Origin of the sequence: Bradyrhizobium sp., from assembly GCF_016213215.1 — a bacterium.
Taxonomy (GTDB): Bacteria; Pseudomonadota; Alphaproteobacteria; order Rhizobiales; family Xanthobacteraceae; genus Bradyrhizobium.
In genome coordinates this window covers 1-18,853 of the sequence record NZ_JACRAW010000034.1, presented here as the reverse complement: position 1 = coordinate 18,853, position 18,853 = coordinate 1, and the positions used below count along the sequence as shown (strand labels likewise).

Here is an 18,853-nt window from a genome sequence, read left to right as displayed (position 1 = left end):
GTGAACTTGAAACACGTTCTTCGCCAAATCCAAACCAATCGTGCTAATCTTTGTCATGGACGGTCCCCTTGTCTGGTCGAATCACAACAACCAGTCTGGCACACCGATGCCGTCGGGGGCCGTCCACCCCATCTTTGCGAGCGAAGCGAAGCAATCCAGGATGTCTCAACGGTCACAGGCTGGATTGCTTCGTCGCTGTCGCTCCTCGCAATGACGGTGTTGAGAACGCCGGTGCACATTCTCACTCGTCAAGCCCGGTCGTGATGGCGGTGAGCGCAGGCCCCCATGCCAGCGCAGCCTCACAACTCCCGCGCGTTGGAAAACGCGAACGATGACACCCGCCTCGTGTTCTCGTCCAGGATCAGCGTGCGGGTGATCGGCGGCTCGGCGCGCTGGGCGCAGTTTTCCCGCTCGCACAGCCGGCAATTGACGCCGATCGGCGTGCCTTCGGTTTTTTCCAGGTCCATGCCGGCGGCATACACCAGGCGCGAGGCGTGACGGATCTCGCACCCCAGGCCAATGGCAAAGCGCGGTTGCGGCAAGGGATGGGGCGCAACCGGCCGGCGCACCATTTGCGCGACCGAGAAATAGCGCGTGCCGTCGGGCAGTTCGATGACCTGCTTGAGCAGCCGGTCCGGCGTGTCGAAGGTCGAATGCACGTTCCACAACGGGCAGGTGCCGCCGAATTTCGAGAACGGGAAGGTGCCGGAGGAAAAGCGCTTCGACACGTTGCCGGCGTTGTCGACGCGCAAAAGGAAGAACGGAATGCCGCGCGCGTTCGGCCGCTGCAGCGTGGTCAGGCGATGGCACACCTGCTCGAAGCCGGCATTGAAGCGCTGCGCCAGCACGTGGATGTCGTAGCTCAGGCTTTCCGCCGCGCCGAGGAACGACTGGTAGGGCATCATCACGGCCGCCGCGAAATAATTGCCGAGCGTGATGCGGAACAGGCGGCGAGGAGCATCGTCGAGCGGGCCGGCGCGGCCGACTATGGTCTCGAAGTGGGGCGCGCATTCGGACAGGCCGATCTGGAACGCGAGTTGGAAAGTCCGGCTCGGCGCGTCAACGAGCTCGGAGATCAGGAGCTGGCGACGATGGCGATCGAAACGCCGCAGCGTCTCGCGCATCACGTCGACCGGCATGATACGGGTGGTGATCGAATGCTTTTCGCGCAGGCGGGTGCTGAGGGCGGCATAAAGACCCTCGGCCGGCACGTTCAATTCGTCGCGCAGGTTTTCCGCGGCCTGCTCGAGTTCGGGGAAGTAGTTGCGATTGGCTTCGATCAGTTCGCGCACGCGCTCGACCGGGTTGGCCTCGAAGCGGGTGCCGACGTCGCGGTCGGCCATCTGCGCCGCCACCAGCGTCTCGCCGCGGCGCGCCTCGGTATAGGCGGCGTACAGCCGCTGGAGGGCATGCGTCACCCCAGGGCAGAGCTCGGCGAGATCCCGCAGCTCCTGCTTGGGCACGTCGATCTGCCGGAACAGGGGGTCGGAGAAGATTTCGTTCAGCTCGGCGAAGAAACGGTCCTCATCGGCGGTCGCGAGATCCCTGAGGTCAAGGTCATAGGTCTCGGCCAGCCGCAGCAGGATCTGGGCGGTCACCGGCCGCTGGTTGCGCTCGATCAGGTTGACGTAGCTCGGCGAAATGCCAAGCCCCTCCGCGATCTGGGTCTGCGACAGGCCGAGTTGCTGGCGGATGCGCCGGAAGCGGGGCCCTACGAACAGCTTTTTTCCGGAATCGGCAGGCATGGCGGCTTTCCTGAACGACAGTAATGCTGACCTAAATGTTACAAAATTTACAAAGTGACATCTGTTACATGTACTGATGTTACATGACATCACCATTCAAATACAAGCACCCTATACGAATTTTGGAATCTGGCGTTTACCTCTGCCACGCATCTCGCACTGCACTGTCAAGAGTGTCGATTAGAGAAAAGAAGGCGAAGACAAACGCTGCAGATTTGTCGTCACCGAAAGGATCACGCACATGAACTACCAGCCACGTGGGATCAATGACCGGGCTATCCAGGGACCAGCTTCCTATCTGAGCGAGATTGAAGCTGCTGAAGCGCTCCTCAAGACCAAGGAGACCTGGAACGGCGTGACCGCCGAAGCCGTGGCGCGCATGCGCCTGCAGAACCGTTTCAAGACCGGCCTCGACGTCGCGCGCTACACCGCGGCGCTGATGCGCGCTGACATGGCCGCCTATGACGCTGACGCCACCAAGTACACCCAGTCGCTCGGCTGCTGGCATGGCTTCATCGCCCAGCAGAAGCTGATCTCGGTGAAGAAGCACTTCGGCACGACCGACCGCCGCTATCTGTACCTCTCCGGCTGGATGATCGCCGCGCTGCGCTCCGAGTTCGGGCCGCTGCCGGATCAGTCGATGCACGAGAAGACCTCGGTGCCGGCCCTGATCGAGGAGCTCTACACCTTCCTGCGCCAGGCGGACTCCCGCGAGCTCAACGACATCTTCCGCGCGCTCGATGCCGCCCGCAAGGAAGGCGACAAGGCGAAGGAAAGGGCGCTGATCGAGAAGATCGACAATTTCCAGACGCACGTCGTGCCCGTGATCGCCGACATCGACGCCGGCTTCGGCAACGCTGAGGCGACCTACCTGCTCGCCAAGAAGATGATCGAAGCAGGTGCCTGCGCCCTCCAGATCGAAAACCAGGTCTCCGACGAGAAGCAGTGCGGACACCAGGACGGCAAGGTGACCGTGCCGCACGAGGTCTTCCTGGCGAAGATCCGTGCCTGCCGCCACGCCTTCCTCGAACTCGGCGTCGAGGACGGCATCATCGTGACCCGCACCGACTCGCTCGGCGCCGGCCTCACGCAGCAGATTGCCGTGAGCCACAAGCCCGGCGACCTCGGCGATCAGTACAACAGCTTCCTGGATTGCGAGGAAGTGACGGCGGCCAATGCCCGGAATGGCGATGTCATCATCAACCGCAACGGCAAGATGATGCGTCCGAAGCGGCTGCCCTCTAACCTCTACCAGTTCCGTCCCGGCACCGGTGAGGATCGTTGCGTGCTCGACTGCATCACCTCGCTGCAGAACGGCGCCGACCTGTTGTGGATCGAGACCGAGAAGCCCCATATCGAGCAGATCGCCAAGATGGTCGATCGCATCCGCAAGGTGATCCCGAACGCGAAGCTGGCCTACAACAACTCGCCGTCCTTCAACTGGACGCTCAACTTCCGTTGGCAGGTCTATGACGCGATGAAGGAGGCCGGCAAGGACGTCAGCAAGTACAACCGTGCCGAGCTGATGAAGGCGGAATACGACAACACGCCGCTGGCGATCGAGGCCGACGAGCGGATCCGGACCTTCCAGGCCGACTCCGCCAAGCGCGCCGGCATCTTCCACCATCTGATCACGCTGCCGACCTATCACACGGCCGCCCTGTCGACCGACAATCTCGCCAAGGAATATTTCGGCGAGCAGGGCATGCTTGGCTATGTGAAGAACGTCCAGCGCGCGGAGATTCGCCAGGGCATCGCCTGCGTGAAGCACCAGAACATGGCCGGCTCCGACATCGGCGACGACCACAAGGAATATTTCGCCGGCGAGGCCGCCCTGAAGGCGGGCGGCGCCCACAACACGATGAACCAGTTCGGCTAACGGTGGACTTGATCAGTCTGGGTCTGGTCGGATTCCAGGCTGATCACGCTACTCGGAGGCGGAGCGGCCCGCGTGCTTTCTACACTGCATGAGGGTTGCGAGTGCAACCAGCGCCCGGCTTTCAGGCGGCTGAGTCAGGTCAGCCGGGCAACAGGAGACTGACAAATGACCAAAGGCAGCAATTTCTGGGTGATCGGCGGTGAGTTCGGCTCGATGAACTTCCACAAGCTCGTGGAAGGCTCGGCCCAGGTCAAAGGTCCGTTCAAGACCCGCAAGGAAGCCGAAGATTGCTGGCGCCAGCTCTCGGAAGAGAGCCGGCACAAGGCCGGCGTCCGCTTCTCCATCGTGGAAGAGCCCGATCGCGCCCCGGCAGCCTGATCGACTGCTGCCGGTCTGAACTAGAAACGTCCAAGGACGGACGGTCCCATCCGGACACCGGGTGGGACCGTCTGTTTTTGGGTCAGGGGACGCTTTTCTTTCTCAGGTAAGTCGTTGGAAAACAAGGCCCTTTGCGGAAATCCTGGTTACTGATAGGTTAACGGAGGTTCGAAAGCCCAGGGGGCGAGAATGTCAGAGCCGCAGAACAGCGCGACCGATCACAGCCATTCGCGCCCGATTCGCTTGCGCGAGGCGTTGTTGCGGGCGCGGATCGAAGCCGCCGACCGCACCGGGGTCGTGGTCGACCTGCGCGATGCCGAAGTCGCGCGGCTGGAGATCCTGAACGACGCGCTCGATCCGCTGTTCGCGCAGGTGCCCGAGAAGGTCGACCTGTTCGATCGCGGCATCAGCCAGGGCGAGACGCCGCGGCTGTGGATCGACGTGGTGGCGCACATCGTGATGGGGCGCGACAAGCGGCAGTACCGCTTCGTCCAGGACACCCGCTTCGGCCGCATCGTGCTCGCCGAGTCGCACGAGGTGCCGGCGATCGTGGATGCGGTCACCGACTACGTCGCCCGCCGCATGATCGAGCGCGAGCACGCCATGGTGGTGGTGCCTGAGCCTCAGCCGGCAGTGGCCGAGAAGCCGCGCCGCTCCGGATTGTGGACGTTCGCGCTCGGGTTCGTCCTCGGCGCGGTGGCGCTGTTCGGCCTGGCGCTGTTCGCGAGCCTGCGGAATATGTAGAGGGACGTGCTTCGCTTCGCTCGTAATGACGAGCGGGTCAAATCAGCCGCGCCTGCTTGATCAGGCGGACCTGCAAGCCATTATCCAGGCCTCTCACCGTCTGATCGCAGCGCCAGCCGCTGCCGTCCTTGTCGATGGAGAACAGATTATACGCAGCTCCCGGATAGCGCCCGTGCGCCAGCGCCGATGCCGACGGCACGCCGACCGCGGGTATCTTGCCGTTCGGCCCCTCGAACCAGACCGTCGAATGCACGTGGTCGTGCCCGTGCAGGATCAATTCGACGCCGTGCTGTTTCAGCAGCTTCAGCAGCGCCGCTGAATCGGTCAGCCGCTTGTAACGCGCATCGGAGCGCAGCGGATGGTGCACGAGGAGCACGCGAAACAGTTGCTCGGTGGCAAGCTGGTCCAGCACGTGCTCGAGCGCGGCGAGCTGCTTGTGGCCGAGCCGGCCCGTCGCCATAAGGGGCGCCGTAGGTACCGCGGAGGAGGTGCCGATGAGCGCGACGGGACCACGACGGCGCACCGCGGGGAAGGTGGTATCCTGTGCGTCGTCGCCGCCGAGATAATGCGCCCAAGCCTCGCCGTGGTGATGCCGTGTCGCGCTGACATAGGCGTCATGGTTGCCGGGGATGACGGTGACGCGGTCGGGCGGGCCGACGCTTTCCAGCCAGGAAAGCGCTGGCGCGAACTCTGCCTCCAGCGCCAGGTTGACGAGATCGCCGGTGACCGCGATGTGATCGGGCGCCTGGGCCTTGAGATCGGCGACCAGCGCGTCCAGCACCTCGCGGCGGTGGTACTTGTGCCGATTGCGCGTCCAGTTCAGAAAGCCGAGCGCGCGCTTGCCCGCGAGCTCCCTCAGCCGGGGCCTCGGTAGCGGCGGCAGATGCGGGTCGGAAAGGTGGGCCAGTCGGAATGCCACGGTCGGATCAGCTCAATCGCCTCAAGGGCGCATCGCGCGCCCGATTATAGTTCGTGATTGCCTCGCCAATGTACCCCGGTAATGGCAAGCTGGCACGAGCGGATCAAGTTTCAATCCTACCCACCCCGCCGGGAGCCTGATGTCGGGACGCTTCAACGAGATGAGACTGAAATATGAGCCGCTGCTGCGCAAGGTTTTCCACCTCTATTGGCGCTTCGCCCGCGGCATGACGCTCGGCGTGCGCGCCGTCGTCCTTGATCCGGACAACCGGGTTTTCCTGGTCAAGCACAGCTATGTGCTCGGCTGGCATTTGCCAGGCGGCGGGGTCGAGGTCGGCGAGACATTTACCGAGGCGCTGCGGCGCGAGCTGAAGGAGGAGGGAGAGATCGAGCTTGCCGGGGAGGCGCTGCTGCATGGTATTTTCCTCAACAATCACGTCTCGCCCCGCGATCACGTCGCGGTCTACATCGTGCGCCAGTTCAGTCAGGAGCGCTTGCCCGAGCCCAACCACGAGATCATCGAGTGCGGCTTCTTCGAGCCCGCTGAGCTGCCGGAAGGAACTACCCAAGGCACCCGGACGCGGATTGCGGAGGTGCTGGAGGGCAGGCCGAGGGTCGCGACGTGGCGCTGAGATGCGGCCGTGCTAGTAGTCGGCGCGCGATCGGCGGGGCGCGGGGGCGAGATGAACAAGCTGAAGATCTTTTTGGGGCTGGCGTGCCTGCTCATTCTCGCCAGCAGCATCGTGACGATGTCGCGCTGGAAAGAGGCGCGGGGGGTCTATGACGATGTCTGCTATCTGCGGCAGGCGCATCTGTTTCAGCGCTTCGGGATGTCCGGCCTCGACACCGATATTTCCCGGGATGACGACCACTACCTGAAGGACAAGCTCAAGGAAATCGACTTTGCCGACTGGAATAAACCCGGACGGGCGCCGTGCCATACGCCGATGCCGGGCACGGGCAAGTTCGTGCTGCAATATCCGCCGGGCACGGGCTTCATGCTGGCCCTGTTTCCGCAGGGACACCAGATAATCCCGCTGTACGCATGCGCGGCTGTCATCGTGTGCTTCTTTGCGCTGCTCGGCATCGCTTCCGGGCGGACACTTTCGACGACCCTGGGTGCGGGCCTGTTCGGCTGTCTCGCCGTCTACCTCATGGTCAACCCGGCAAAAGCGAGCTACTCCATCGCGCCCACCCTGGTGGTCTGTGCGGCGGCGGGCTTTCTGACCGCGCTTTGGCTGGTCCGCGCGCCGCCGAACCGAAGCAGCCTGCTGCCCGCCGCGATCGGCTTGTTGCTCGGCCTGGCGGTCAACTTCCGCCTTCCCAACCTGTTTCTCGCCTCCGGATACTTGCTGTTCTTTCTCTACTGGTTTGCGGCGTCGCGCCGACTGCAGCCGGTGCTGCAGGGTATCGCCTTTGGCGCGGCATTTGTCGTCGGGATGGTGCCGACTTTGCTGGCGAATGCGATAAACGCGGGCAGTCCGTTCGCGACGACCTATGGCAGCGACGATGTGGTACTACCCCATATCAATCTTGATATTCTGCGCCAATATGCGACGGATCTGCAGTTCCTCCTCATCCTGCTCGCCGCCGGATCGACGATATGGCTGTTGCGGGCGCGTGGCGAAGGCGGTGCGCATCTGGTCGCGCTCATCGCAGCCGGCAATCTCCTGGTCAATCTCGCCTTCTTCCTGAGCCATCCGCTGTTCACGCCCTACTATACCGTCCCGGTCACGATGCTGTCGCTGTGGAGCCTGTGCTTTGCCCCGCTGATACCGCCAAAAGATACCGGGGAGCGGGAGCTGCTTGAGCAGGCGGCAAGGTCCTGATCATGTTATGCACCCAGAATCGGCAAGCCTTCCTCGGACGGGCCCAATCGCAATGACAGCTCCATCCCCGCGCGTCGCCGTCCTGGTGCCCTGCTATAACGAACAGGCCGCGATCGCGACCGTCATCGCGGATTTCCGCAAGGTGCTGCCCTCGGCCGGGATCTACGTATACGACAACAACTCGAAGGACCGCACGGCAGAGATCGCGCGCGAAGCAGGGGCCGAGGTGCGCAGCGAGCGCCGCCAGGGCAAGGGCCATGTGGTTCGGCGCATGTTCGCCGATGTCGATGCCGACATCTACGTGCTGGTTGACGGCGATGCGACCTATGATGCCCCGAGCGCGCCCCGGATGATCGACAAGCTGGTCAGCGAGCACCTCGACATGGTCGTCGGTCTTCGCCTCGATCAGTCCGAGGCCGCGTATCGGCGCGGCCACCGTACGGGCAACCTCATGTTGACGGGCTTCTTGTCCTCGACCTTCGGTCAGGAGTTCAAGGACATCCTGTCAGGTTATCGCGTGTTTTCGCGTCGTTTCGTCAAGTCCTTTCCGGTGTTGTCGGACGGCTTCGAGATTGAAACCGAACTCGCGGTGCACGCGCTGGAGCTGTCGCTGCCGGTAGCCGAGGTCGAGACGCCTTATTATGCGCGGCCGGAAGGCTCCTTCTCCAAGCTCAATACCTGGCGCGACGGTTTCCGGATTCTCGGTACCATGCTCAAGCTCTACCGCTCGGAGAAGCCGCTGCGGTTCTTCACCGCCATCGGCATATTCCTGGCACTGGTTTCAATCGGCCTCGCCATTCCGATCCTGGTTACCTTCCTCGAAACAGGGCTGGTGCCGCGCCTGCCGACGGCCGTGCTGTCGATGGGGTTGATGATCATGGCGATCCTGTCGGTCTCGTCGGGCCTGGTGCTGGATACGGTGACACGCGGCCGGCGGGAAATGAAGCTTCTGGCTTATCTGTCCCAGCCTGCCGTCAGGCCCGAGTGAGAATGGCTGGCGAGCAGGGGCGATGGACCGCGACCGTCCGAGATGCTATCTCGCTGCTCAATCATGAGTGAGCTTTCCCTGACTGTCCTGCCGGAAAGACCCGCCGACGCGCAAGCGATCGAGCGGCTGCACGAGCGCACCTTCGGTCCGGGGCGGTTCGTGCTGAGCGCCTACCGCATTCGCGAGCATGTGGATCATTTGCTCGAGCTTTCCTTCACTGCCTGGGTGGGCACGCTGCTGGTGGGATCGGTGCGGCAACTGCCGATTCTTGTCGGCGATGCGCCCGCGCTGCTGCTCGGGCCGCTGACGGTCGAACCGCCGTTTCGCGCTCGCGGGGTCGGCCGCGCCCTGCTCGAGCGCGCGCTGGCGGACGCCAAGGCGCAGGGCCATCGGCTCGTGCTCCTGGTGGGCGATGCGCCCTATTACAGCCGCGTGGGCTTCAAGCCGGTACCGAAGGGCCGTGCGATCATGCCGGGTCCCGTCGACTACAACCGGCTTCTTGTCGCCGAGCTCGTCGAGTGCGCGTTCGAAGGCGTGTCGGGGCCGATCCGTCCCGACTGGAGCAAGGCGCGGAACTAGAGCGCTGTCGTGCTCTAGAATTTCACATTCGCGAACGCGCGCACGCCGATGCCCGGGAGCAGCACCTCGTCCTTGTTGTAGGACACCGAGTTGCGGATGCTCTCGTTCAACAGGTTGTTGCCGAGAAGTCCGACCGTCATCTCGCGGGCGCCGAACCAGTTCGGGTCGAGCTTGGTCTTGTAGCTGACTTCCGCCCTCAACAGGTTGTAGCCGGGTGTCGGCGTCTCGGCGACCTGGGCGATGTTATTCTGTGCAAATGCATGCAGCAGGTTGACGCGCATCAGCCAGTTGTCGTCGCGCCAGAACAGGCCCCCGCCCATGCGCATCGGCGGAATCCGCGGCACGTTGGTGCCGTCGGTGAAAGTGGCGCGCACGAAGTCGAATTGGTTCTCGATGCCCCAGATGCCGCCAGAGAGCGGTCCGATATCGAGCTGGCTCTGGACTTCGGCGCCGTAGAAAACGGCGTCGCGCTGCGAGTAGACCGCCTGATTGAGCTCGGCACCGGGTGCTCCGCACGAAGCGAAATCCTCATCGCACATCACCCCGGTCAACCGGCGGAAGATGAAGTTGTTGAAACGCGTATAATAGCCGGTGGCCTCGAACCGGAAGGGACCGGCGGCTCTGCGCAATCCGACTTCGATGGACTTGGCCGTCTCGATCTTGAGATTCGGATCGCCGATGTCGAATGTGGCAGTGGCATCATGGGCACCGCGCGAGAACAGTTCGGCGGGCTTCGGCGAGCGCTCGACATATTGCGCCGTAATGCTGGCGACGAGACCGCCCGGCAGGTCCTGGAGCAGGCCGACGCTGCCGCTCTTCGGCGTATAGGATGGATTGCGCCCTATGCTCGTTTGCGGGACGCCGTTGGGCAGGTAATCGGATGGAAAGTCCGGAGTCGAGCCGCGCAGCTCGACATGCTCAATGCGCCCGGCGATCTGAGCCCTGGTCGAACCAGAAAACTTGAATTCGTTGAAGGTGTAGCCGGCCACCCGATTGTTGTTATTCGGGTCGAACAGCCCGTTATAGAGCGAGCCGGGATCGTCCGGGCTAGGCGCGGTCAGCTCCTGGTGGCCGGCCTGCAGGCCGAATGCTGTGGTCACCTCGGCGAAGCGCGCGTTGAAGGGCATCATCTGCACCTCCATGCGTGCTTCCTGCTCCTTATTCGTGAAGGTTTGCCGCACGCCGTCGGTCGTAGGATCGGCCGGGTCCAACAGCCCGATCTCATCGTGCTTGTAATTGGTCGCGCCGGCCCAGAGACGAACGGCGTCAATTGCCGCGGCATCCGGACGGTACTCACCCTTCACGGTGATTTTGGTCTGGTGCCCGTCGATGCGCGTGTTGTGGTCGGCGCCGTCGAGACCGGGGATGTGATAAAGCGTGTCGTTCTGGGTAATCGCGGCGCCAATAAAGCCGCCGCTGAAGATGTACGAGCCGCCGACCGAGGCACTATCGGCCTGCATGGCCGAGTTCGGTTGCCGACCGTTGACCGGTCTGGTGTTATCGAACAGGTAGGGATAGCTCGGGATGTTGTAGTCGCTGGCCTTGCGGCCATAGGCGTCGGCATGGAACGCGAAATTGCCGCCGCCGGCATCGAGCAGGATGCCGCCTTCGACGCCGCGATCGACCGAACTGATCGCCGTTCGTGTCTCCGCCGTCAGGCAAGGTGCCGACTGAGCTGTTGCCAGCGGCGCTTTGGCAGGCAGACCATAGCTCTTGAAGGGCGCGGACGCGCAGGAAGGCAGGGCGTCGGGAATGCGGTTGTTGATCGCGCTGACGACGCCGCCGATCGAAGTCGATCCGTAGCGCAACGCCGCCGGGCCGCGCACGACCTCGACCTGGTTGGTGGCGAGCGGATCGATTGGCACGAAATGATCTTCGCCGAGATCCGAGGCGCCGCCGGCGTTGCTCCCGTTCTCGAGGATTCCGACCCGGTTGACGTCGAGACCTCGGATGATCGGGCGGCTAGCCGCGCCCGGCGCAAAGGTCGAGCCGGTGATCCCCGGCTTCGAGAACAGGAGATCGCCGAGCTGGGCAGTGCCGTCGCGGCGAAGTTGGTCGTTCGGTATCACCGTCACCGTCGCGAACTGGTCGGTCACGATCGGCAGCACGCCCTGCTGTGGCGCAGCGGTCGGCTCCGGTGCGCGTTCGCGATTGCGCGCGGGCGCGGTGCGTGCGACGCGCGTCGCCGTGCGTGCAGGCACCGTCGGTCTTCGCACGATCGGGCTTGGCGCCGTCACCGTGACCGCAGGAAGTTCGGTCGAGGGTTTGTCCTGCGCTGTCGCCGAAGTCGCTGCAGCGCATAGCAACAGGCAGCTGGCTCCGCCCAGGCGTTGCACGCGTCTCGAATGGAAAGTCATTGTCCCCGATCCTAACCGGGCGCCGACCGGAATCTGGTGTGGGTGGGCGACCTGCTGTCAATGCCTGACGGAATTTTTCATCTGCCCTTGAGCGATCATCTGCGCGACAAGCGCAACAGGCCCAAGCTTGATCAAACTCGTGAACGTCAGGAGGCGGGAGGGGCGCGAGGTTGGAAGGCCGTGCCGGCCGATTTCAGATGGATGAATTCGGCATCGGTGGTCAGGCAAAGGATTTGGACCGCTTGCGGCGGCAACAGCAGCGGCGGCGTTGCAAGCAGCAGGTTCCTTGCCATCGCGACCACGGCGCAGATCGCGCAAATGTCGTCGCCCTGCGGGTCGCGATCCTGATTGGCAGGCGATTGCTGCGCCGCCGCCTGGCCCTCGATCGTCGCGACGTCCTTGCCGCCGGCTTGCGGCAGCGTCGAGTGGACGGCGGCGGTAGCCTGCATGAACCCGTGGCTGTGGCCGAACGACAGCGCGAACTGAACGACCAGCGCAAGAAGCGCAAGCCGCGCGCCATGCCCGATGTTCGAGCGAAACCACTTCATGCCGATACGCGCCCCGCATCGCGAGCGGATTCATCCGCCGTGGCGATGTTACACTATAACATCGTCAAATCGCCCCGGGAGTCAATCGCTGTCTAACCAGCGGATATCGTCAGCGCGGGCCCCTGTGATTTTCGCGCAACGCAAGCTGTGATTTTCAGCGGCCTTCGCGCAGCCAAGTCGCCGCAAATGCGCCGAGCAGCAACAGGAGGCCGATCAGGCCGGCAAAGATCGGCAGCACGCCAACGCCCTTGACGACACTGGCGTCACGCATCCTGACCCCCATCCAGCCGTCGCCGTGGAAGATGCTCGTTGAGCGGACCGGCACGATGCGCGGAAGTTCCACGCCCGATCCGTTAAGTACGCGCTGGGCGTCACCCCCGGTCGCCTGCGCCAAAGGCTTGAGCATATCGGTCGTGGACGTCACTTCCGAAAATTCCTTCGGATTGGTCGGACCGACGTTGATCAAGGCCTTGAGCGTGCCGTCGGTCGCCTGCCAGAGGCCGAGCTCGTTGGCGGGCAGGCTCGCGCTCCATTCGCCCGGCTCGCCCTCATGCAGTGTGAGGTCGCTTGTCGTGCCGGAAGGCGAAGTAACCGTCACCGGCGGAACGCTGTCCGACATGGTCTGGCGCACCACCACGAGATCACGGCCCTTGACCTGCAGGCGCAGGGCTTCCTCATCGAGGTCAGGTTGCTTCATCAGCCAGTGCGACATCCGCCGCAACAGATCGAGGTGAGGTCCACCGCCCTCATAGCCGCGCGCCCACAGCCAGATATGATCGGACAGAAGCAGTGCGACGCGGCCCTCGCCGTAGTGCGACAACAACAGCAGCGGCTTGCCGTCCGCGCCCGTCATCACCGGCGGGCTCGAGACGTTGCGCGTGTCGACCGTGCGGAAGAAGCGGCTCCAACGCGGCGGTTCGCTGCCCGAGCCGTCCAGGCCCCGTGTCACCGGATGGCGTTTGCCGGCATCTGAGAGATGGGCATAGAACGGCTTTTCGGTGACGCCGACCGGTTCTGCCGGCAGCACCGAGTCCAGCGGCGTGCGCCAGATGCTGGTATTGGACGCATAGTCAGGGCCCGCCGAGACCAGCACCGCGCCGCCGGAGCGCACGTAACGCGCGATATTGTCGAAATAGGCGATCGGCAGCACGCCCTGCCGGGCGTAGCGGTCGAAGATGATCAGCTGGAACTCGTTGATCTTCTGCTGGAACAGCTCGCGGGTCGGAAAGGCGATCAGCGACAATTCGTTGATGGGCGTGCCGTCCTGCTTTTCCGGCGGACGGAGAATGGTGAAATGCACGAGGTCGACGCTGGCGTCGGACTTCAGGAGGTTGCGCCAGGTGCGCTCGCCGGAATGCGGCTCGCCGGAGACGAGCAGGACGCGCAGCTTGTCGCGCACGCCGTCGATCGCCACCACCGCACGGTTATTGACCGGCGTGAGTTCGTTCTCGAGCGGGGAGGCCTCGATTTCCACGATATTTGGGCCGGCATGCTTGATGTCGATGTTGACGCTCGAAGTCTGGCCGCTCAGAAGCGTGCGCTCGCTGATGGCCTCGCCGTCGCGGCGGATGGTGACCTTGGCGCTCTGGCCGGTGACGCCCTGATCGTCGAGCCGATACGTGATGGTCTGTGTCTGGCCGACGATCCCGAACCGCGGCGCCGCTGTGATCGCGATGCGGCGATCGCGCTCGTCCTTGCGGCCGGTGATCAGTGCATGCAGCGGCGCCTGGAAGCCGACGGCGGCGGCATTGGCCGGAATATCATGAACGCGCCCGTCGGTGATCAGAAACGCGCCTGCGACGCGGTCGACCGGCACGTCGGAAAGCGCCGAGGACAGCGCGCCGAACAACTTGGTGCCGTCGGTCTCGCCGTCGGCCTGGCCGGCATCGACGACGCGGACTTCCAGCCCCTTGATCTTCTTGAGAGCATCGACCAGCCCTTCCTGCGCCTGCGCGGCTTCGCGGGTGCGATTGCCGAAGTTCTGGCTCGGGCTCTTGTCGACGACGACCGCGACCACCGAGTTCAGCGGATCGCGGTCTTCGCGGGTGAAGGAAGGATTGGCGAGCGCCAGCAGGATCAGCGCCAGCGCGGTGATGCGGATCGCAGCGCCGCGCGATCGCGCGAGCAGCAGCACGGCCGCGATCACGACAATGCCAGCGAGCCCGAGCCACAGCACGAGCGAAGGGACAAGCGGCGTAAAGGCAATGCCGTAGTTCATGTCGATCCTATTGCCCCAGCCGCTCGATCAGGGCCGGTGCGTGCACCTGGTCCGCCTTGTAGTTGCCAGTCAGCGTGTACATCACGATGTTGACGCCGGCGCGGAAGGCAAATTCACGCTGGCGCGGTTCGCCCGGGGTCAGCGGCAGCACCGGCTGGCCGTCAGGACGGATCGCCCAGGCGCCGGCAAGATCATTTGACGTGATGATGATCGGGGAGACGCCGTCGCCGCCGCGCGCGGGCCGGGAGGCGTCATCGTCATCCTGGTTGCGAGGCAAGGCTTCGACCCAGGTCTGCCCGAGGTTGAAGCGCCCGGGAAAGTCGCGCAGCAGGTAGAACGTCTTGGTCAGCACGTGCTCGCGCGGCACCGGCTCGAGCTCCGGCACGTCGAGTGACGACAGGACGTCGCGCAGTGTCTGCATCCCCGGCGTCTGCGAGGCACCGTTCTCTCCCGGCGGCGCCTCGACCGCATCGCGGGTGTCGAAAACGACGGTGCCGCCCTGCTTCATGTAGGCGTCGATCTTGTTGATCGCGTCCTGCGGCGGCTTCGACGCACCGGGAACGATCGGCCAGTAGATCAGTGGGAAGAAGGCGAGTTCGTCATGCGCGGGATCGACGCCGACCGGATCGCCGGCCTCGAGCGCCGTGCGCTGGGCGAGGAACAGCGTCAGTCCGGACATCCCCGCCTTTACGATGGAATCGACGTCGGCATTGCCGGTGACGACATAGGCAAGGCGCGTCTGCGACACCGCTTTCAGCGCGAAGTCGTCGCTGCCTTGCGCGCGCGCCGGCCACGGCGCGAGCTGGCTCGCAATCAACAGGCCGAAGGCGAGAACGGCCGGCGCGGCGCGCCGCCGCAGCAGAACCGCCAATCCGCCGCCGAGCAGCGCAACGATCACGGCGTCGATCAGGAACAGCGCCAGCGAACTCGACAGCAGGATGCCGCGCAAATCGCGCGGCTCCGCATTGGTGTAGCTTGCGCGGCGTGCGTTAAGGCTCGCCGTGTTGAGCGGAGCGATGCGGTCGGCAGACGCCAGCGTGTTCACCGCCAGCGGACCGTCCGCCGGACCATAGAAGCCGGGCGGATGGTCCGGTGTCGCGCGATCGCGGTAATCAGCCGAAACCGGCTTGGCGGTTGCAGGCGGTGGGCCGAAGGCGCCAAAGCCGTCCAGCGTATGCAGCGGCGCCACGGTTTCCGCGCGAGTCTGGCCGGCAACGCCCGCGCCTGGTGTCGAGGTATAGCCGGACATATCGACGATCCGTCTCAGCATCTCGACGAAAGTGCCCGACATCGGCAGGTCCGACCAGCGCATGTCGGCGCTGACGTGAAACAGGCTTACCAGTCCCTTGCCGCGATGTTCGCCGGTGACGAGCGGTGTGCCGTCCTCGAGCGATGCCCAACTCCTGGTCGAAAGCACCGCATCGGGCTCGGCCAGCACCTGCCGGCTGACTGTGACGTCCTTCGGCACGGAAATCCCGGCAAACGGACCGTCAGCCGTGAACGCGGCAAGATGCTGCGGCTTCTCCCAAGTCAGACTGCCGCCGAGCGTCCGTCCGCCCCTGCGCAACTTGACCGGCACGAGGTCGTCGTCGGCCTGCGCGAGGCGGGGACCCGCGAAGCGCACGAGCACGCCGCCCTGGTCGATCCAGGCGTTCAGCCGTTCGCGCAGTTCGGGCGCGATCGTGCCGACGTCGGCAAGGACGATCATCGGCAGTTTCTGGTCGAGGAATTGCGTGATCGCCTGCTGCGGCGCGCCCTTGTCCGGCAGTCGCACGTCGGCGAACGGGCCGAGCGCGCGGCTGAGATAGAAGGTCGGCGCGAGCAGCGGCTGGGAGGTCTCGCTGGTCGAGCCGGACACGATGCCGATCGCACGACGCCGCCACCTCTTGTCCAGGAGTTGCACCGCGCCCGCAGATCGCTCGCCGGCGATTTCAAGACGGGTGATGTCGTTGCGCAGTTCAACGGGAAGATCGAAGGTCGCCTCGGTCTCGCGATCCTGCGGACCGTAGGTGTAGCGCGCCTCTCCGATCGGAGAGCCCTTCTGGTCAAGCGCGCGGACAATCCCGGCGGCAATGCCGCTACCGGTGCGCAATACCTTGACCGTCATCCTGGCGGCGGCATTTTCCGCCGCGACCAGCGCCAGCGGCGAGGGCGTGCCGCCTTCAAAAACCGTCAACGAACGATCTCCGACCGTCTTGCCGAGAGCTTCGAGGAACTCCGTTCCGCGTCCGGTATCGACGCCGTCGGTCAGCCACGCGAGCTCGCAATCGCCGGTCGCTTTGAGGAAACGTTCGATCGCGGGCAGGGTTTCCACGCGCTCGGTGGAGTAGGGCTTCGGCGCCAGCTGGCGCAGTGCGACGCGGGCGGCCCCGGCCGGCATCAGCGTGATGTCGCGCGTTGGCTCCGACAGCGGCGCGAGCGCGACCCCGCGCCGGTCGTTGTCGGCTTTGGCGATGAGCTCGTCGGCGGCCCTGATCCGGGTCTCCCAGCTCGAGGCGGCGCTCCAGCCGTCGTCGATCATGATCAGCAGCGGAGCCTTGCTCCCGGCAAGCCCGGTTTCCGGATTCCAGATCGGCCCGGCGGCCGCCAGGATCACCAGCGCCGCCGCGATCAGGCGCAGTGCCGTCAGCCACCACGGCGAGCGTGAGGGCGTCTCTTCCCTGGGCGCGACGTCGAACAAGAGGCGAGTCGGAGGAAATTCGATCCGGCGCGGCCGCGGCGGCATCAGCCGGAGCAGCCACCACAGCACGGGCAGGCTGACGAGGCCGATCAGCAGGAGCGGTTGGGTGAAGGCGAGGGGCAGGCCTGCGATCATGCGGTGCGCCCCGCTTTCACGGTTGCGCTGCCCGACTTGCTCACCATCATGCCGGAGTGCAGAAACAGCAGCAGTTCAGCGGCCGAACGATCCGTCGAATGGATCGCGAACAGCCAGTCCAGCCTGTTGGTTTCGGCGCGGATCTGGTCACGGTGCAGCTTAAGACGCTCGGCGTAGTCGCTCGCCCATGTTTCGGCGCGGCCGGCAGTGATGGCGCCGAAACCCTCGGGCTCGACGAATTCGACGCGGCCCGAATAGGGAAAGCTTTCCTCGGCGGGATCGACGACCTGCACCAGCGTGCCATGCGCGCCAGAGCCGGACAGTCCCGCCACCATGGTCGTGATCTCGGAGATCGGCGACCAGAAATCCGACAGCACCACGATCTCGGAAAGCGCCGACGGCACGAAGGACGGCGGCAGGCTCAGGCGCTCGGCCTCGTCATGCAGCAGGACCTGAGCCATCTTGTCGATGACGCTCCGGCTGGCGGTTGGATTCATCAGGCCGGGAATGCCGACGCGCTCGCCGCCCGCGACCAGCAGTTCAGCCAATGCGAAGGCCACGATCAGGGTGCGTTCCAGCTTGCTGTCGCGGGCCTGCTTTGATGCAAAGGCCATTGATGGCGAGCGGTCCGGCCAGATCCAGATCGTATGCGCCGCTTCCCATTCCTGCTCGCGGACGTAGAGATGATCGTCGCGTGCCGAGCGCCGCCAGTCGACGTTCTGCGACGGCTCGCCCGATACGAAGCGGCGGTATTGCCAGAAACTCTCGCCTGTGCCGGCGCGACGGCGTCCATGCAGGCCATGGATGACGTTGGCGGCGATGCGGCGGGCTTCGAGCACAAGGCGCGGTAGCGAGGCGGCGAGCGTACGGCTTTCGCCATCGGCACGTCGGATCGCGATGATCTCCCTTGCTGTGGGCCCTTTCTCTGCGGCCATCAACCGATCCGCGTCTTCAATTGCCGGATGACGTCCGGAATCGTGCGCCCTTCGGCGCGGGCGGAAAAGGTGAGCGCCATGCGATGCTTCAGGATCGGCTCGGCAAGATCGAGCACGTCGTCGATCGAAGGGGCAAGCCGCCCGTCGAGCAGGGCGCGGGCGCGGACCGCGAGCATCAAGGCCTGGCTCGCGCGCGGACCCGGGCCCCAGGCGATCAGCTTGCCGGCTTCGCCGCCTTCCGGACCGGGACGGGCCGAGCGCACCAGCGACAGGATTGCTTCAACCACCGAATCCCCAACGGGCAGTCGCCGCACCAGCCGTTGCGCCGAAACCAGAGCGTCGGCGGTCATGGCGCCCTTGGCCAGGGTCTCCTCGGCGCCCGTGGTCTCGAACAGGATGCGCCGTTCGGCATCGAGATCGGGGTAGTCGACGTCGATCTCCATCAGGAAGCGGTCGAGCTGCGCTTCGGGCAGGGGATAGGTGCCTTCCTGCTCCAGCGGGTTCTGCGTCGCCAGCACATGGAAGGGCTTCGGCAGGTCATGGCGCGCACCGGCCACCGTGATGTGCTGCTCCTGCATGGCCTGCAGCAGCGCCGACTGCGTGCGCGGGCTGGCGCGGTTGATTTCGTCCGCCATCAAGAGCTGCGCGAATACCGGGCCCGCGATGAAGCGGAACGAGCGCTTGCCGGCGGCGCTCTCGTCGAGCACTTCGGAGCCCAGGATGTCGGATGGCATGAGGTCGGGCGTGAACTGGATGCGCTTGGCGTCCAACCCCAAGGTGACGCCGAGCGTCTCGACCAGCTTGGTCTTGGCGAGGCCGGGCACCCCGATCAGGAGCGCATGGCCGCCGGACAGGATCGTCACCAAGGTATTCTCGATCACCCGCTCCTGGCCGAAGATGACGGTGGCGATCGCCTCTTT

The 18,853-nt window shown here is 64.7% G+C and carries 15 protein-coding genes; 7 read left to right on the top strand and 8 right to left on the bottom strand.

Features of this window, described 5'->3' with window-relative positions; genetic code table 11:
• Positions 1 to 299 precede the first annotated feature (299 nt).
• Entirely contained in the window at positions 300 to 1,745 is a 1,446-nt protein-coding gene (locus tag HY852_RS07380) for a short-chain fatty acyl-CoA regulator family protein (protein ID WP_291603748.1), read from the bottom strand.
• 241 nt (positions 1,746 to 1,986) lie between these two features.
• Between HY852_RS07380 and HY852_RS07375 the strand changes: the two genes are divergently transcribed.
• The 3 genes from HY852_RS07375 (at position 1,987) to HY852_RS07365 (ending at position 4,746) form a co-directional block, all read left to right on the top strand.
• Positions 1,987 to 3,624, top strand: a complete 1,638-nt coding sequence (locus HY852_RS07375) for an isocitrate lyase (protein WP_291603747.1) — start codon at positions 1,987 to 1,989, stop codon at positions 3,622 to 3,624.
• Between the two features lie 165 nt (positions 3,625 to 3,789).
• Positions 3,790 to 4,002: a hypothetical protein gene (locus HY852_RS07370; protein WP_291603746.1), complete on the top strand. Its 213-nt coding sequence runs from the start codon at positions 3,790 to 3,792 to the stop codon at positions 4,000 to 4,002.
• Between the two features lie 189 nt (positions 4,003 to 4,191).
• Positions 4,192 to 4,746 carry a hypothetical protein gene (locus tag HY852_RS07365; protein ID WP_291603745.1) on the top strand — a complete coding sequence of 185 codons (555 nt, stop codon included), beginning with the start codon at positions 4,192 to 4,194 and terminating at the stop codon, positions 4,744 to 4,746.
• Between the two features lie 37 nt (positions 4,747 to 4,783).
• On the opposite strand, the gene HY852_RS07360 is transcribed toward HY852_RS07365, so the two are convergent.
• A complete protein-coding gene (locus HY852_RS07360) occupies positions 4,784 to 5,665 on the bottom strand; it encodes a metallophosphoesterase (protein WP_291603744.1) in 882 nt (293 codons plus the stop codon).
• A 139-nt stretch (positions 5,666 to 5,804) separates the two neighbouring features.
• Here HY852_RS07360 and HY852_RS07355 point away from each other — a divergent pair, with 139 nt between their 5' ends.
• The 4 genes from HY852_RS07355 to HY852_RS07340 all read left to right on the top strand — a co-directional run bounded on the left by HY852_RS07355 (position 5,805) and on the right by HY852_RS07340 (position 9,060).
• Positions 5,805 to 6,296, top strand: coding sequence for an NUDIX domain-containing protein (locus HY852_RS07355; RefSeq protein ID WP_291603743.1), 492 nt, complete (start codon positions 5,805 to 5,807; stop codon positions 6,294 to 6,296).
• A gap of 51 nt (positions 6,297 to 6,347) precedes the next feature.
• Positions 6,348 to 7,493: a hypothetical protein gene (locus HY852_RS07350; protein WP_291603742.1), complete on the top strand. Its 1,146-nt coding sequence runs from the start codon at positions 6,348 to 6,350 to the stop codon at positions 7,491 to 7,493.
• 52 nt (positions 7,494 to 7,545) lie between these two features.
• Positions 7,546 to 8,481 carry a glycosyltransferase family 2 protein gene (locus HY852_RS07345; protein WP_291603741.1) on the top strand — a complete coding sequence of 312 codons (936 nt, stop codon included), beginning with the start codon at positions 7,546 to 7,548 and terminating at the stop codon, positions 8,479 to 8,481.
• A 63-nt stretch (positions 8,482 to 8,544) separates the two neighbouring features.
• On the top strand, positions 8,545 to 9,060 hold the full coding sequence (locus tag HY852_RS07340) for a GNAT family N-acetyltransferase (protein ID WP_291603740.1): 516 nt from the start codon (positions 8,545 to 8,547) through the stop codon (positions 9,058 to 9,060).
• Between the two features lie 14 nt (positions 9,061 to 9,074).
• Here HY852_RS07340 and HY852_RS07335 read toward each other — a convergent pair whose 3' ends face one another.
• The 6 genes from HY852_RS07335 to HY852_RS07310 form a co-directional block, all read right to left on the bottom strand.
• Entirely contained in the window at positions 9,075 to 11,417 is a 2,343-nt protein-coding gene (locus HY852_RS07335; protein WP_291603739.1) for a TonB-dependent receptor, read from the bottom strand.
• A 146-nt stretch (positions 11,418 to 11,563) separates the two neighbouring features.
• Entirely contained in the window at positions 11,564 to 11,965 is a 402-nt protein-coding gene (locus HY852_RS07330) for a DUF2946 family protein (RefSeq protein ID WP_291603738.1), read from the bottom strand.
• Between the two features lie 154 nt (positions 11,966 to 12,119).
• Positions 12,120 to 14,183 (bottom strand): hypothetical protein, encoded by a 2,064-nt coding sequence (locus tag HY852_RS07325; protein ID WP_291603737.1) that lies wholly within the window; start codon positions 14,181 to 14,183, stop codon positions 12,120 to 12,122.
• 7 nt (positions 14,184 to 14,190) lie between these two features.
• The gene (locus tag HY852_RS07320; protein WP_291603749.1) at positions 14,191 to 16,995 is read right to left on the bottom strand and encodes a DUF4159 domain-containing protein; all 2,805 of its coding nucleotides are present in this window, start codon (positions 16,993 to 16,995) and stop codon (positions 14,191 to 14,193) included.
• A complete protein-coding gene (locus tag HY852_RS07315) occupies positions 16,995 to 17,933 on the bottom strand; it encodes a DUF58 domain-containing protein (protein WP_291603735.1) in 939 nt (312 codons plus the stop codon). The genes HY852_RS07320 and HY852_RS07315 overlap by 1 nt, the downstream gene beginning before the upstream one ends.
• On the bottom strand, positions 17,933 to 18,853 hold a 921-nt coding region (locus HY852_RS07310; RefSeq protein WP_291603734.1), incomplete at its 5' end, for a MoxR family ATPase. The genes HY852_RS07310 and HY852_RS07315, both read right to left, overlap by 1 nt.